Genomic DNA, 16,031 nt, shown 5'->3' with positions numbered 1-16,031 from the left:
CAGTAAAATACTACTATTTTCCCCTTGTAACAAAAATGTAATATGTTTAACCCCATTTAATTTGTTAGAATAGGGAAAAAGACATATTAGAGGTGGAAAACCGTGAAAAAAAGTGTTGTCGCATTTTCGACATTAGCCATTTTATCTTCGACTTTTGTTTCTCCTGCCCTTGCCGGTACATATACAGTCAAAAGCGGTGATAACTTAAGTAAAATCGCCCAGAAGCATAATACGACGGTAAAAGACTTAAAACAGCTTAATAACTTAAAATCAGACTTTTTGAGAATCAATCAGAAATTAATTACACCTAACTCCACAACAACATCAAATGCTTCTTCTGTTTCCGTGAAAAAAACAAAGAAAACCACATATACCATTGTTTCAGGTGATACCTTAACCAGGATAGCAAACAAGCATGACCTTACACTTGCTGAATTGATGAAAATGAATAACTTAAAATCCGATAGAATTTATGCAGGCGCCAAACTTATCGTATCCAAATCAACCACCACCACTACCATTGATTTACCCGGCAGCTCCAAACCATCCAATGTGACTCAGACCCCAGCCAATTCGTCTACATACTTAGTGGTAAAAGGTGACACTCTTTCCAAAATTTCCAGAAAAACCAACTTGACCGTAGCCCAGCTTAAATCAATCAACTCGTTAAAGTCCGATTTAATCAGAGTGGGTCAAAAACTAAAATTAAGTAAATCGGCAAGCACTGCCCCTGCAGAAAATAACGATGCTGGAAAAGTGGAGGCCCCAAGTTCGGGGAACAAAGTGGCCAAGCTCGTTTCCGAAGCAAAGAAATTAATTGGTACACCTTATTCGTGGGCGGGTGCCTCCCCATCAGGTTTCGATTGCAGCGGATTTATTTACTATACGTTCAAGAAGGCTGGGTATGATGTTCCCAGGCTTTCATCTTCCACATATTATGATATGGGTAAAAAAGTTACTTCACCGAAAAGCGGCGATCTTATCTTCTTTGCAACGGGTTCCAATAAATCAGTGATAAGCCATATGGGAATCTACTTGGGCGGCGGGGAATTCATTCATGCCTCATCAAGTAAGGGAGTAACAATAAGTGCTACTTCAAACTCTTATTTCAAAAGTAAAATCATCGGTTATAGAAGTTTATAAGATTTACTTGCCAGGCTTTCTCTTAAAGTCTGGCAATTTTATGTAAAAGATTCATAGCTCCTTTTTATCTCTATTTATACTATTAACGAAACATTCTAATGATGTGCTAACGAAGGAGTTCTGTTTCTGGGATTCCTTCGTTTTTTTGGAAGAAAAAAGGTAAATATGCACTCTAAGTACAAAAAGAAACTATTCTATTTTTGATAAAAAAAAGGTATAGTTAAAAATACCGACTAGGTACTTTTTCACACCTTCCATTTTGTGGGATGGTTAAGGGAGGAATATTAAATGAGATCCGAACATAAAAAAAAGAAAAAGAAACGCAAAACGTTTAAAATAATCGGCTTCACCCTTCTTATCCTTTTCATTGGCGCAGGTGTTTATGGCGCTTCAGTTTATCAATCATTAGCCGGTGCGATCAGCACCATGCAGGGTACAGCCCATAAAACGGATAAGCGAGTAGAGGACATCAAGTTCAAAAGCAAAGATCCATTTTCATTACTAATTCTTGGTGTGGATGAAAGAAAAAATGACTCAGGTCGATCAGATACGATGATTGTCATGACGGTTAATCCTAAAAAGGAATCGATTGAGTTATTGAGTTTACCGAGAGATACGCGTACAGAGATCATCGGTAAAGGTACAACTGATAAAATGAACCATGCCTATGCATATGGCGGAGTTCCCATGTCGATCAATACAGTGGAAGCCTATTTGGATATTCCGATTGATTATTATGTCAAAATGAATATGGAAGGCTTTCAGGATATTGTGAATGCTGTTGGTGGTGTCACAGTCGATAATGATATGGACCTTGCCTATAAAGGATATACCTTCAACAAAGGCACAATCGACCTAAATGGTAAAGAGGCCTTGATTTATTCCCGAATCCGTAAAGAAGATCCCCGCGGGGATTATGGACGGCAAATGCGGCAACGCCAGGTTATTCAAGCTGTCATGAAAAAAGGATCAAGCCTATCAACACTTACCAATTATGACGATATATTCGAAGCTCTAGGTAAGAACGTGGAAACCAATTTAAGTTTCAATGACATGTTAAGTATCCAAAATAACTACAAATCATCCCTCAAAAATATTGAACAATATACACTTGAAGGTGACAATCAACGGGTAAATGGCGTTTGGTACAACATCGTTCCAGAAGATACAAAGCTTGAAGCCCAGAATCGTGTGAAAGAACATCTGGGATTATAATGGATGGAGGATGGCTTTTATCAGTCATCCTCTTTTTTTACCTTTTTCCCAATCTGTTTAAAGTAATCGGAACGTATCACTTGATCACTCAGATCTATCACCTTTTGGTCTTCAGGTGAAAATCCATCGGCCTTGCCTTCCCCATTTATTTTCATTTGAGAACCATAATCGCCTTTCATTATCAAAGCATCGCCCTCTTCGCCATTCAGCATGCTCTCTCCAAAGTATGAAGAACTCTTAATATTGAACAGATCATATAGAGTTGGCAGAATATCGATTTGGCCAGCTACCTTATCAATCGTTCTTCCTTCCATATCCTCCTGATAAATGATCACGGGAATGGGCATATATTTTTCAATCCACTCTTCATCGCTAATTTTACTGCCGTAATACGCTTCAACCTCGTGTTTATCTTTTAAAAATAGTCCATCATGATCTCCGTATATCACAATCACGCTGTTTTTCAATTTCCCGTCATCCTTCAATTTCTTTATGAAATCCCCGATGGCGGAATCTGTATAATGAATGGCTTCAAAATATTTGGTCAGGTAACTGTTCTCTTTTCCAACTTCAGACTTCAATGTTATCTGTTCTTTCGGTAGTGAAAAAGGGACATGGCTGGTCAGAGTAACGAAAAAGGCGTAATAGGGATCTCGTTTATCTTTTAAGAAATCATAGCTTTGATTGAAGAAACTGCGGTCTCCCAAGCCCATCGAAATCATCTCATCCTGCTGCATATCCTCTATGGAAAGATAGTCATCAAACCCTAGCGAGGGATATGCATGCTGCCTATTCCAAAAGTCTTCTTCATCTCCGTGGAAAGCAAAACTTTGATAATCCGACTTCTTTAATTCCTTAGCAAGGCCCGGAAAATCATTATAAGGGAATCGAAAAAAGGTCGCACCTTGCTTTAAGGGAAATAGACCGGTATTCACGATAAGCTCTCCGTCAGATGAATTTCCAAATACCGTCTGTGGATATACATTCGGAAAGTACACCCCCCCTTTCGCCAGTTCATTCATGAATGGCGTGACCTCCTGCCCGGCACTACTTTGAAATAGCGGAAACGCCTGTAAAGATTCCACCTGGATGATAATGAGATTCTTCCCCTCCAACGAGCCTGAATGGACATTTTCCTTTCTTTTCTTTTTATTGAAGTAATCAGAAACGGCCTTCTTTTCTTCCGAGGACATTCCATGCCTTCCAGAGTCAGTCAGATAGGCATATGTATCCAATCCGTGATGACCGATAGGGCCCCAGGTTCGCAAGAAGGTATTCGCCTCATAACGCCGGGTTATATCTACTTTGTCGATAAAGATATTCTTGACCGGCTTTAATCCTGCTATCATCAGGAATATTACGGCCGGCACTAGTGCCATATGCTTGAGGGGGTATTTTTTCTTCACAAATGATTCAGCAATTGGGATGCCTACCAGAAGAAAGATTGCATCCTTCATTTCCATCATACTGAATATACTTTCACCTAGACCATTCAGATTGCTTTTTTGCATCCACATATAGGAAGTTATAGGTGTCGAATAATAACGATAAAACCAGATGTCCCCAAGGAAAAAGACCATGATCGAAAGAAGGAAAGCTGAAAAAATGATGCCCTTTACGATTCCATTCGATATCCATTCCTTCAGATAAACAATAAAACCGGCAACACCGATGATTATCGTAATGATCCCAATAGAAAGATCGTTCCCCATCCTATCATTCGTATAAATGAACAGTATGGCCACGATTGAAAATGACAATATCTCCAATAGCCTCTCCTTCAATCGTTGATTCAGGTTATTCTTCATGCTCCTGCCACTTTCCTCTTCATTATTTCCAAGCCTTAGTTAAGCCTGATTGCGGAAGATCACTTATAAATATTACTTAGCGTTGCCATTTATGAGAAATTGCACACAGAAAACGGCATAAATATTTGGCACTAATGACTTCCCTAATAAACAAATAGCCTTCATCACTAAAAGGATGAGGGCTTTGCTTTGGCACTCCGGCAAAAAAGCGGTTGCCGCCAGATCATTCGGTTGTTTTCCTACTTTCTCTTCCATTCAAAAGCAATTTTCCAACCTTCATCAGGAATCGATTCCGCCAACATATTTCCTTCCTCGAATAAGAAACGCCATGGCATGCTTGAAAGTGCTGGAATCTCCCCAAGCTCTGTAAGATCGAATGTCTTTTTTGCGAGGAATTTTCCATCTCCATCAACTAACAGTAAATCCACGATATCAAACCTGACAGCTTTCTCTATTGAATTTCGTAGAAAAGCCACTATGATTACATCATCTTCCACCCTGGTCAGCTTGATGCCGGATATTGAAATTTGGTTCGGTTTTAATGCAGGCAGCCTTTGATGGTGGAATTTATATACATATTCCTCTTGCTTGGAAATTTCCCACCCTTTGTGAAACATCAGGGCAGTATGAACGGTGTCATCCTCATTTAATAACTCATGTACATCTGAAGCTGCATTATCCCTTTTTCCAAATAAACTCATCGTTCCTCCCCTTCCAAAGCAGCTGCATCTTCCTGATTGCTTTTCATATATTCCAAAAAACGGATGCTTATCTCCGTCTCAATTTTACTTAATAGAAGGTTGAATTGACTGAGAGCCGCTTTTTCAAACAGTGTATATGGGTCCTGCTGACCATACCCGCTTAAACCAATGCCTTCTTTCACATTGTTCATTTCATCTAAATGGTTCATCCAATTTGTATCAATATGCTGCAGCATGAAAGCACGCAACTGGTTTCCCCATTCTGCATCGTCTTGAAAGATCATCAGCCTCGATTCCAATTCACCTAAAGCATCCAACGCTTTTCCTTCAATTCGGCCTTCTAAATCCTGCAAATCACTTGCCTGCCAACCTAACGACAGGAAAACAAGGGAAAGCTCTTCAATAAAGGCAGAGGAATCAGGTTCCACCATATGTTCAGGATAATATTTCATTGTGAGCCTAGTAATGTATTTTTCGATATATTCAAGTAAAATGGCCGACATCCGTCCAGGCTCCATATCAAGAATCCTATCTCTCATTGCATAGATGATTTTACTCTGCTCATTTAATGCATGTTCTAACTTCAATAAATGGTAGCGGCTTGATTGATGCATCTGCTCTACCGTTTCCTGAACCATTTTAACGAATTTATCGGGTGCAGGGCTCAGCACCAATCCATTTTCATCCATTTTGATTTTCTTTATATAACGCCCGATTTCTTCTTCATCATAGTAATTAAACAAATCATCCTCCAAAGAAATGATGAATTGTGTTGAACCAGGATCACCCTGCCGGCCGGAACGCCCTCTTAGCTGCATATCGATCCGACGGCTTTCGTGTCGCTCCGTACCGATAATATGAAGGCCGCCCAATTCCTTGACATCATTCGCAAGTAATATATCCGTTCCTCTCCCAGCCATGTTCGTGGCCAGCATCACTTGATTTTTTTGCCCGGCATTCGCGATGATTTCAGCTTCATCTTCTTCCGTCTTCGCATTAAGGATTTGATGTTTGATTTTCTCCTTCTCTAGTTGAATTGAGATTTTTTCAGATTGCTCAATGGAAGTCGTACCGATCAGAATAGGTCTGCCTCCATCATGAATCCGTTTTACTTCCGTGACGATTTTGTTGATTTTGCTTGTTTCATCTTTATAAATCAAATCAACCTCATCAACTCGAATGATGGGCTCATAAGTTGGAATTTCGATGACGGGGAGCCGATATATTTCCTGGAATTCTGACTTTGATGGCATTGCACTGCCTGACATCCCAGACATTGAATGATATAATCGAAAATAATTTTGGACGGTAATCATGGCCTGTGTTTCATTCTCTTCGGAAATCTCCAAGCCCTCTTTTGCCTCAATTGCTTGATGAAGTCCATCACTGAAGCTTCGCCCTTCCATCACCCTGCCTGTGAATTTATCGATGATAGCAACCTTTCCATCGATGACAATGTAATCCACATCCAATTTCATGATCGCATGGGCTTTTAGCGCCTGTGTAACATTATGTAATAACTCTTGATGTTCCATTCCATACAGATTGTCGATATCAAAGGCCTCTTCAATCTTGGAAGCCCCTTGATCCGTAAAAAAGGCAGACCTTGACTCGCTGAAAATCTCGTAATCATCATTTTCTATAAATGTCTTCATGATTTGTGCCGTGATCTGGTGAAGCTCGGTTCCGTCGCTTGCCCTGCCCGCAATGATTAATGGTGTCCTCGCTTCATCAATCAAGATGCTGTCAATCTCATCGACGATGGCAAATCGGTGTCCTCTCTGAACCTTTTCTTCTCTTCGGTAAACCATATGATCACGCAAATAATCAAAACCGAACTCTGTTGCCGTTCCATACGTGATATCTGCCGCATACGCTTCACGTTTTGCGGAAGGTCCCATTTGGGAAATGTTCAAACCAACCGTCAATCCTAGAAATTCATGAATTTGTCCCATTAACTCTTTATCACGTCTGGCCAAATATTCATTGGCCGTAATAATATGGACACCATTACCGTACAGTGCCTGTAAATAGCTAGGCAAAGTGGAGACAAGCGTCTTCCCCTCGCCCGTATTCATTTGTGCGATGCCCCTTTCACTGAGCACAAAACCGCCTGCAAGCTGAACATCATGATGCCTAAGATTCAATACTCGTTTAGAAGCCTCCCTCACGACCGCAAAAGCTTCAGCTTTTATTTCCAATATGTTTTCACCAGCATCCAATACGCTTTTAAATCTATCCTTCATTCCGCTTAATTCCAAATCTGAATATCTTTCATATTTACCCTCTAGCCGATTCACATCTTCTACCAACTTATAAATTCTCTTTAAGTCTTTAGAACCTTCTTTGAAGAACCTTTTCATACTGGATAGCATAGGTTTTTCTCTCCTATTAATTCAATTGAACTTTAGTGAAATTATATCAGGTAAGTATTTACTGTTTATTAATTATCACCTTTATATTGTAATTATATAGAAATTATTTCTTTTTTTGAATAAATTACGTAAAAAGCGGCTGGATGCCCTTCCATTAAAAGCGCTAAAAAGATTAGCTCCATCCTGAAAATCATGGAGGGGTTTTTTTATCGATTTAAACAAATAATAGGAAGACTTTCACCCAATGGAGGATTACAGATGAGTAAGACAAGCAGAAAATTCATTCATAAACTTGCACAGCCGCATCACTTTGGATTATTCGTTCTTATATTTTGCTTTATTTACATGAGCTCCCCTATTCAAGCAGAGACAAAAAACACCCCCAAGAATGTCATATTGCTGATTGGCGACGGCATGGGGGTAGGGGCCATAGAAATTGCCCGGCAATTGGAATATGGAAAGACAGGTGTTCTACATTTGGAACAACTGGAGCATGTTGCCCTGATGCGCACGTATTCCGCCAATAATTTCGTCACTGACTCTGCAGCAGGAGGGTCCGCGATTGCCACTGGTATAAAAACCAAAAATGAATCAATCGGTGTCGATGCCAATGGTTCCGAGGTGGATAGTATATTGGACGCGTTTCAGAACAATGGAAAAAAAGTGGGGATCATCTCAACCAATATGGTAGTCGATGCCACACCCGCTGCCTTTGGTGCAAGTGTTCCTAACCGCTGGACAGGTGGCGCAAATATCGCGAGGCAGCTATTTGATAACCGGATCGACGTCATTCTCGGCGGAGGTGCCAGCTATTTCGAGGCGGATAAGCAGAATGGCGAGGATTTAATCGCTAAATTTAAACAAGCTGGCTATGGGATTACGACGACGAAAGAAGAACTTAGTTCCATTAATAAACCGGAAAAACTTTTAGGGTTATTTCACCCTACCTATATGAATTTTAAACTGGATAAAGAAGTATTACATTCCCAAGAGCCATCCCTGCCCGAAATGACATCCAAAGCGATGGATATTTTATCAAGGGGTGATAAAGGATTTTTCTTGATGGCCGAAGGTGCGCGTATTGACCATATGGAGCATGCCGCCGATATCACTGGAATATGGAAAGAAACGATCGAATTTGACCAAACCGTGAAAGAGGTTGTAAATTGGGCAAAAAATCGAAATGATACATTGATTGTTGTACTTGCAGACCACGAAACAATGGGGACCTCCGCTTCTGAAACAATGGATATCACTGCATTGAAAAAAATCAGGGTTTCATCTGAATATATGTCCAAACAGCTTACATTTGATAAAAATAATGAAATCAATCCAGAAAGTGTCGTTTCCACATTCAAGAAGTATGCACATATATCCCTTACGGATCAGGAAGTCGATCAATTCATCGATAACGTAAGAAAGAATAGAACGCTCGTCTATCCACAACATCAAATCGATTGGGAAATCGGAAGCACCATCGCCAGGCATCATAAGGCGGGTGTAGCTGATCGAAGCACAAGGGCGGCCAGTTCCACAGGAGGGCACACAGCCAATATGATTCCCGTTTTCGCCTCTGGTCCAGGCAGTGAAGCCTTCGATGGAGTCATTGAAAATACGGATATTTCGAAAATCATCACAAAAGCAGCCGGTGTTCCGTTCACACCTGGTCAGCATAAAACAAAAGAGGAATGAGTATCTAGATTTTTCGGAATTCATTTCTATTGAGGTCCGTTAACTCAAGTTTAGGGGAATTCCCCTGGAGTTTTTAGGGCATTTACTCGTGAGTTTGAGGCGTTTACTCGTGAAATTGCGTTTTACTCGTGAATTTGGGGCATTTACTCGTGAATTTGCTCCATTTACTCGTAAGTTTGGGGCATTTACTCGTGAGTTTCTGCCTTTTACTCGTGAATTTGTGCTTTACTCGTAAGTTTGGGGCATTTACTCGTGAGTTTGTACCTTTTACTCGTGAGTTTGATTCGTTTACTCTTGAGTTTGCTCCATTTACTCGTAAGTTTGGGGCATTTACTCGTGAGTTTGTGCCTTTTACTCGTGAGTTTGCTCCATTTACTCGTAAGTTTGCCACTTTTACTCGTGAGTTTGATGAAGAAACTAAATACCATTTAAAAAAGACGCCATAATTGACGTCCTCCACATTCATTTTTTTACATGTTTTTTTAATACATACCCAATTTGGCTTCCCTTTTTCACTTTATACCATTCATCTTGTTGAGCTAGGATCGTTACGGCTTGGTCCCTGTATAGATTCCCGACCGTTTCAGAAGATGCATTTTTATTTTTTTTAATATATAATTCTCTTGCTGTCACTATTCCTGTGGTCTTCCTAATGGAGACTTTCGTTGAAATGGATTTCTGGTTGTTACTCTTATCCTTAGCGGAGATTGTCACCGTAAACGTCCCGTTGGACATATTTTTGAAATCCCAGGTTGCCGATTGCCTGCCTTTAGTGAACTGTCTTTCAGAAAGGATGCCAACAACCTTTCCTTTACTGTTCTTAATTTCCACTGTTACATTAGCGTTTTCATTAATGGTATAGGTTATGTTCGCTTTCTCGGTACTATAATCACCCGATGTATTGACATCGGTGATTTTCGGTGCCGACGTATCTTTACTGATCTTAATCGCCATTGTGGCCAAACCTTCATTCCCGGTTCGGTCCATTGCTGATATTTCTGCTTCATATGTACCGTTATTTACTGTTTTTGTGTTCCAGATTGCTGAATGGGTACCCTTTTTCATTGTTTGGTCACGGACTGGGGTAGCTAAGGCTTTCCCTTTACTATTTTTAATCGTGAGTGTTACCACAGCATCTTCTTTTAGGGAGTATGTGATTCCAACCTCATCATTTAAATGATCCGGCTCCGCTTTCATGTTAACTGAATTTAGTTCCGACTTTAAGACAAGTTCCGTTTTAGATCCAGCACCTGGTCCATATTCCTTTTCTATAGTTGTGTCAGGATAATAAAACCCCAAAATCTCTTGATATGATTGGCCTGCTTCCGCTCTGTTTTTCGCTCCAAACTGACTTAGTCCGACACCATGCCCATATCCTGATCCTTCAATAGAGATTTTGGAAGGATCGGTAGATGAATGGTCAACCAAATAGCTTTTCATCACCTCTTGCCCCACCATGCCCCTGATTTTGGAAGCCGCTGCATTAGTAAGCTTAACCGTTTGCTGCAAAAGTTTCCCCCTGTCATCAACGAGACCCCTTACATAGAAATTCAGTTGGATGGAGCCTTTCGTTACACGGCCTCCCGTTTTTTCATCTGTAAATGTTAACAAGGGAATATCCGTTATTTTAATATCTTTATTCGCATATCCATTATTCTTCAGCCAAACCTTCAGCTTCGGCACAACCGTTTTATCTTTTTCCTCTACACTTGCCCACCATTCTTCCGGTTTAGATAAATCCATTTTCGAAAGGTCGATTTGCTGTTTGTCCAGCATTATCTCCCAATTGGTTTTCGAATCATAGGGATCTTCTTTTATAGATAAATATGCAAGGGAATTGCCACTTGACCAAACATTTGAATTCGATTCGGTCATTCCTCCATTGCTTGAGGAAAAGAACGCTTCGATTATTTCGCCATCATGTTTGATTACCATGCCCTTTGTCTGTTCAATGGCTGAATTAGTTCGATAGTGACCGGCAGCCCCGCCATATACTTGGTAAGAAACCGTATCATCAATTATTGTGGATTGATGGCGAAGTGCATAAGTCCGGGCGGCAATCGCCTGTGCTTTTAAGGCTTCGGCATGCCATAGAGCGGGCATCTCCAGCGGGACAACGCCCTTTAGATAATCTTCCATGTAAACATGATTGATTGGCCGGATGTAACCGTCCTCCGCTGTAAATGAAAATGAGCCAAGATACGGACGGCCGTTTATGAACAATGAAGCATCAGGTTTACCTGGCATTACCTTAAAGGAAGCATAAGATCCCATTTTCTTAAAACCTTTGTATACGGCAAGTTTACCCGACTCCACTTTCAAAGTCAGATTTTCACCTGCCTTAATGAATATCTCTCCCCCTGAAGTACGGTAGTCCCCGGTTGCCTTTATTTTGACGCTGGTTCTATTCCCCAAATAATTCTTCAGTTTCACTTCCATCGATGTATTCTCTTCCGCTGCCGTTGCTTCATGAGAAGGAAATGCAAAAAAAGTGATAAAGAAAGCGATAAACAAATACCTTAAACTTCTCATTGCTTTTCATCCTCATTCCTATTCTATTTATCTTTCAAATATTTTTGAATTAATCTTGTTCAATCCATTGGTAGGGATAACGGCCTGGATGGTGTCACTGCTGCAGAAATTCCTGATGATTTCAGGACCACCGGGATCACGGGCTTACTTGCAGGTTACTGAACTCTCTTTTTACATTCTGTATGTACGACTCATTATCCTTCAAATCCAGCTTTATTGTCTTAACAAATTGGAATCGTCAACGTGTAAAAAAATAAAAGCAGGACATGGAAGAAACCATGTCCTGCTTTTTAATGATAAATGCTTGCTGCATTTTTACCCATTTCTGATGGGTACTTTTTTCTTTACTTCAAATACTTCTTCAATACCGGTTTCATACGATCGACAACGACATGGCTGCCGCCTCGTCCTTTTACATCTTCAATCATCCATGCCATGAGAAGTTCCGGGTCTTCTGTGTCCATGGCAACAAACCAGCCATTTTCTGTTCCGTCAGCATTTTTGGATGCCTTGATTTCGGCAGTTCCCGTTTTGGCAGCGATTTTGATGCCTAGATCATCTATTCCATGTCCGCTTCCCTTAGGATGTTCCACCACTTGTGTCAGCATCTTGGTGACCTGATTTGCTTGGTCTGCCGATATCGCATTTTCTTTCCATATTTTCTTTTCTATTTTATCTCCTGTTATTAACGAAGGTGTCAGGATGTTTCCTTCATTCAAGAAGGCTGAATAGGTCATGGCAAGATGGAGCGTGCTCATTTGGACTTGCGCTTGACCATATCCGGCATCTGCCAAGCGTCCCTCGCTGTCGATCTTACCGATGCTCGATGCTTTGATCGGATAATCGTAGTTCAACGACTCATCAAATCCGAATGCCTTGAGTCCATTTGTGAATTTTTCCTTTCCAAGCCCCAAAGCTTTTTGGGCAAAGTAAATATTGTCTGAATAAATTAATGCCTTTTCCATATCGATTGGAACACCGGGGTCCGACACCCTTGTAATGGAATGATCTTTCCATGTCGATTTGGCCCACGTTTTCCCTTGGATATTGATCGACTCTTTCGGATCCACACCATTTTTCAAAGAGATTGCCGCAGTGATGGCCTTAATGGTTGAACCAGGTGCAAACGTCGAACTGAAGCGGTTCAAAAGTGGTTTTTCCGGGTCTTCTTCAAGCGCTTTTTGTTCCGCTTTTGTTATCCCGAAAATATATTTATTAGGATCGAATGACGGACTTGAAACAAGTGCAAGCGTTTCGCCTGTCTTCGGATCAATTGCCGATGCCGATCCAGTTTCGTTCTTATATTGCTCGAAGATATCCTTTTGAAGCTCGGCGTCGATGGTCAAGGTAATTGTTTCTCCCTCTTCAGCAGGCTTTTCAGCAATCACTTTTTCTTCGCCATCTTCGGTTTTAATAAAGATTTTACCGCCAGGTTCACCTTTAAGCCGCTCTTCCAACACTTCCTCAAGTCCTCGCTTGCCAATAACGTCACTTGCGGTATAACCTTTTCCTTTCAATTTCTCCAGATCTTCCGCCGATGCTTCACCGACATATCCAATTAGATGAGCAGTAGCCTCTTTATACGGATAAATACGCTCTTCCGTATTATTGACAGATACACCGGCAATGCTCAATAGCTTTTCCAAGGTTGCGGCATTATCATTTGACATTTTCTTGATCGGCACGAAATAGCTTGGCTTTACCCATGATTGTTTTAATTTCTGATTCACTTCGTCGGTGGACATATTGAGGATTCCAGCAACCTTTTTAACCGTTTCGGATTCGTTGGCCATTTTCTCTGGCACGATCCCCACTTCTGCTACCATTCCATTCATGGCAAGGCCGCGTTCATTTCTATCGACAATTTCACCGCGAATGGCTGGATACGATTCAACCGATACCTTTTCTCCAGCTTTCAATTGAGGGAATATATAGCTTTCATCCCACTTGATGTACCAATTTTCTTCCTCGCCTTCCCCTTCCTTGACAAGTGTCGCTTTATGGTCAGAGCTGACAGCACCAGCCATAGTGGACATGTCAACGGTATATGAAAGGCTTACCTTTTCTCCATCTTTATGATTTTTCTCTTCTTTAGGCTGTTTATAGTCCACCTTTAATTGGTCGGCTTCTATGCCCGTATAGATTTTTTCATAACGCTTCGCAAATTCATCCGCACTGATTTCTTTCTTTGTCTCAGGCGACAGATACTCGTACATCTTCGCAAAATCCTGTTTATTCCAAAGCTTCGTATATGCCGCAAAGCGATCTTCCGGACTAGGCTCATCCGAGCATCCGGCCAGGAACAATACGCTCATCAACAATAAGCTGGAAACTAAAGCTAGTTTCTTCATGATTTCCTCCTAATGAATAGTTAGAATGATATACCTATAGTTTAGCAAAATATTAGGGGAATGGGGGATTTTGCATCCCGAATTTCTTCATTTTTCTAATTGACCATGTTTTTTCTAAAACAAAAGTCCTGTACATAGTGTACAGGACTTTTATTTTAAAGCATTCTTTTTTTTCGGCTTTTTTTCTCTTGCAGCCATTTTTTCAAGAAGAAAAAGCCCAAGATGGCCGAAATGATTAGACCGCTTGTCGTAACAATGACAGCTACCCATTCGTATAAGGAGTAATTCATATAAGCTTTCCACGGTAATTTCCCTTTCCAATCGTCAATATATAGATTCATTCCGAATATCCCGGAAACAACCGTATAAATCGTTAGTATTTGCAAAAGATAATTACTGCTTTTCCCAGACAGTTTATCCTGATTTTGATAAAGGTAGGAAAGTGTTTCCTTCACTTCCCTGTAGAGAGCGGCAATCCGGAAGATTTCATCCGTTTTTTTGAATAGCTCTTTACCGATTGCCGTACTATTGACTTCAGTGAATAGGTACTTTGCAGAAAACTGAGTGATCATGAAAATCAGCTGTTCCGTATCCGATTGATCTTTTTCCACATCTATCTGGGAATGTTCATGAGCCAATTTAAGCAGTACGATTTTATAATAGAAGAAAAGCAATACTGTATAAAAATGCTGGCCATACATTTCGCTTGCCAGTTCCTGTTCCAGTTTACCTGTCGCTTTCGTGACACAAGCGAAATGATACATGCTAGTTACATAATAGGTTTCCTTGCCCCACCTGTCATATACCCTTTCTTGATAATACTTTTCTATATAATCGGGGTTTAATGCGCCTATATATGGCTCACCATCATTGTCATACCCGTTCAGCTCACTGATGCGGAATAAATCATTTTTAGTGATATCACGATTCTCAGGGAATGCAGTATAGCTGATCACGTACATTCTTTCATCGATGAAGAAGGGCAAACTGCCAAAATAAGTCGGGTTCGCTTGTTCTTCATCCATATATTCCTCAATTGGCGGCAATAGTTCATTGAAGATGAAATCCTTCACCTGTTCATACTGATTTTCACGACAGCTTACTTTCGTTTTTTCTTCATCATCAGCAATCGGTTCGAGGATTCGGAATGTATCGCCAAAATAGAGCACATCATCATAAGAAAGCCCTTCAGGCAAAGTAATGCGAAGATTCATCATGCCAATATGAAATGGGCATATGAAGATATCTATAGAGTTGATAATAAATGGGGTATTTAGATAGGGTGATTCGAAGGTACAATCAAAATCCAGTTTTTTCGTGAAACGCCGCAAGCCTTCCTTCTGTTTTGCATTACCAGGAAATAAAATAGGCTCGATGTAAGGCATGAAATACTTTTCCAATTTACGGTGAGAAACTTTATGGCCACCGTAAAATTGATTTTGTTGTTCCATATCTTTCAAGTTCAAAAAAACGAAATTGTCCTCAACCAACTTTTCCACAAACTTTTCAATCATTTTTCCTTCAAGCGCAAATGGAAAAATGTACTGCTGGAAAGTTCGCTTCGTAGGATCATTCTTCACTTTCACATCCATAAAATATATTCCTCCGATTTGAACTGCTAAAAACAGGTTTAATTCATCTTATTTCTTATATTTACCCATGTATATACAAACAAAACGAAACATATTATAGAAATAAAGTGGACAAATTGTCCAATAAAAAAAAATCCCCCAAGCAAGTGCTCGGGGGCCATCGAAAAGAGTTCTTCAACCCTCTTCACTTTAGGGTACTAGAAACTGATGTTTCTAATGAAAAATCCGATATTCGGACCATTTTAGCATTTATTTAAAGTATGATAAAACATGAAATTCCTCCATATTTAGGCATTAACACTCATTATTATCTAATTAATCCTTATATACAGGGATTCACAGAAGAAAATATAACTATAGGAATAATAACGAAATTTTTTTTGTTCACTATTTTTTTCCCTTTATCATGAAAATCACGTTTTAACTAATGAGGAATGGGTAAATAAAAAACAAAGGAGAGACATCATGAAATCCGATAGCAATAAACAACACTTTAAATTTTTTGAAAGAACAAATAACGCTAAACCAAGTGAACGGAAACAAATGAGCGATTTCATCAAAAAGAAGATGAATGCTCAAAACTTTCATTTAAATGGTAAAAACTCATGACGGGTTGGATGTC

13 protein-coding genes are annotated in these 16,031 nt (G+C 40.1%); 6 read left to right on the top strand and 7 right to left on the bottom strand.

The features are described from left to right. Positions 1-102 precede the first annotated feature (102 nt). Both ACFX4I_RS01855 and ACFX4I_RS01850 read left to right on the top strand, forming a co-directional pair. A complete protein-coding gene (locus ACFX4I_RS01855) occupies positions 103-1,143 on the top strand; it encodes a C40 family peptidase (RefSeq protein WP_377418783.1) in 1,041 nt (346 codons plus the stop codon). Between the two features lie 288 nt (positions 1,144-1,431). After that, positions 1,432-2,358, top strand: coding sequence for an LCP family glycopolymer transferase (locus tag ACFX4I_RS01850; protein ID WP_230301786.1), 927 nt, complete (start codon positions 1,432-1,434; stop codon positions 2,356-2,358). A gap of 20 nt (positions 2,359-2,378) precedes the next feature. On the opposite strand, the gene ACFX4I_RS01845 is transcribed toward ACFX4I_RS01850, so the two are convergent. The 4 genes from ACFX4I_RS01845 to secA all read right to left on the bottom strand — a co-directional run bounded on the left by ACFX4I_RS01845 (position 2,379) and on the right by secA (position 7,242). Then, positions 2,379-4,166: an LTA synthase family protein gene (locus ACFX4I_RS01845; protein WP_377418780.1), complete on the bottom strand. Its 1,788-nt coding sequence runs from the start codon at positions 4,164-4,166 to the stop codon at positions 2,379-2,381. A 72-nt stretch (positions 4,167-4,238) separates the two neighbouring features. Then, positions 4,239-4,421 (bottom strand): hypothetical protein, encoded by a 183-nt coding sequence (locus tag ACFX4I_RS01840; RefSeq protein WP_230301784.1) that lies wholly within the window; start codon positions 4,419-4,421, stop codon positions 4,239-4,241. Then, positions 4,406-4,867 carry an SLAP domain-containing protein gene (locus ACFX4I_RS01835; RefSeq protein ID WP_309519644.1) on the bottom strand — a complete coding sequence of 154 codons (462 nt, stop codon included), beginning with the start codon at positions 4,865-4,867 and terminating at the stop codon, positions 4,406-4,408. Before ACFX4I_RS01835 ends, ACFX4I_RS01840 begins: the two co-directional genes overlap by 16 nt. After that, positions 4,864-7,242 (bottom strand): preprotein translocase subunit SecA, encoded by a 2,379-nt coding sequence (gene secA, locus ACFX4I_RS01830; protein WP_377418777.1) that lies wholly within the window; start codon positions 7,240-7,242, stop codon positions 4,864-4,866. The genes ACFX4I_RS01835 and secA overlap by 4 nt, the downstream gene beginning before the upstream one ends. A 258-nt stretch (positions 7,243-7,500) precedes the next feature. On the opposite strand from secA, the gene ACFX4I_RS01825 reads away from it, so the two are divergent. From ACFX4I_RS01825 to ACFX4I_RS01815, 3 genes are all read left to right on the top strand, one after another. Then, a complete protein-coding gene (locus ACFX4I_RS01825; protein WP_230301781.1) occupies positions 7,501-8,934 on the top strand; it encodes an alkaline phosphatase in 1,434 nt (477 codons plus the stop codon). An 88-nt stretch (positions 8,935-9,022) separates the two neighbouring features. Continuing rightward, positions 9,023-9,169 carry a hypothetical protein gene (locus ACFX4I_RS01820; RefSeq protein ID WP_377418774.1) on the top strand — a complete coding sequence of 49 codons (147 nt, stop codon included), beginning with the start codon at positions 9,023-9,025 and terminating at the stop codon, positions 9,167-9,169. Then, the gene (locus tag ACFX4I_RS01815) at positions 9,126-9,380 is read left to right on the top strand and encodes a hypothetical protein (RefSeq protein WP_377418771.1); all 255 of its coding nucleotides are present in this window, start codon (positions 9,126-9,128) and stop codon (positions 9,378-9,380) included. The genes ACFX4I_RS01820 and ACFX4I_RS01815 overlap by 44 nt, the downstream gene beginning before the upstream one ends. A 16-nt stretch (positions 9,381-9,396) precedes the next feature. Here ACFX4I_RS01815 and ACFX4I_RS01810 read toward each other — a convergent pair whose 3' ends face one another. From ACFX4I_RS01810 to ACFX4I_RS01800, 3 genes are all read right to left on the bottom strand, one after another. Further along, on the bottom strand, positions 9,397-11,466 hold the full coding sequence (locus ACFX4I_RS01810) for a SpoIID/LytB domain-containing protein (RefSeq protein WP_377418768.1): 2,070 nt from the start codon (positions 11,464-11,466) through the stop codon (positions 9,397-9,399). A 344-nt stretch (positions 11,467-11,810) separates the two neighbouring features. Next, positions 11,811-13,817 carry a penicillin-binding transpeptidase domain-containing protein gene (locus ACFX4I_RS01805; RefSeq protein WP_377418765.1) on the bottom strand — a complete coding sequence of 669 codons (2,007 nt, stop codon included), beginning with the start codon at positions 13,815-13,817 and terminating at the stop codon, positions 11,811-11,813. Between the two features lie 155 nt (positions 13,818-13,972). Beyond that, positions 13,973-15,409: a hypothetical protein gene (locus ACFX4I_RS01800; RefSeq protein ID WP_377418762.1), complete on the bottom strand. Its 1,437-nt coding sequence runs from the start codon at positions 15,407-15,409 to the stop codon at positions 13,973-13,975. A 465-nt stretch (positions 15,410-15,874) separates the two neighbouring features. On the opposite strand from ACFX4I_RS01800, the gene ACFX4I_RS01795 reads away from it, so the two are divergent. Further along, positions 15,875-16,018, top strand: coding sequence for a hypothetical protein (locus tag ACFX4I_RS01795; protein ID WP_377418759.1), 144 nt, complete (start codon positions 15,875-15,877; stop codon positions 16,016-16,018). Positions 16,019-16,031 lie beyond the last annotated feature (13 nt).

It is taken from the genome of Peribacillus sp. YIM B13472 (assembly GCF_042788005.1).
Lineage (GTDB): Bacteria > Bacillota > Bacilli > Bacillales > DSM-1321 > Peribacillus > Peribacillus simplex_E.
This window is presented reverse-complemented; position numbering and strand designations above follow the sequence as displayed.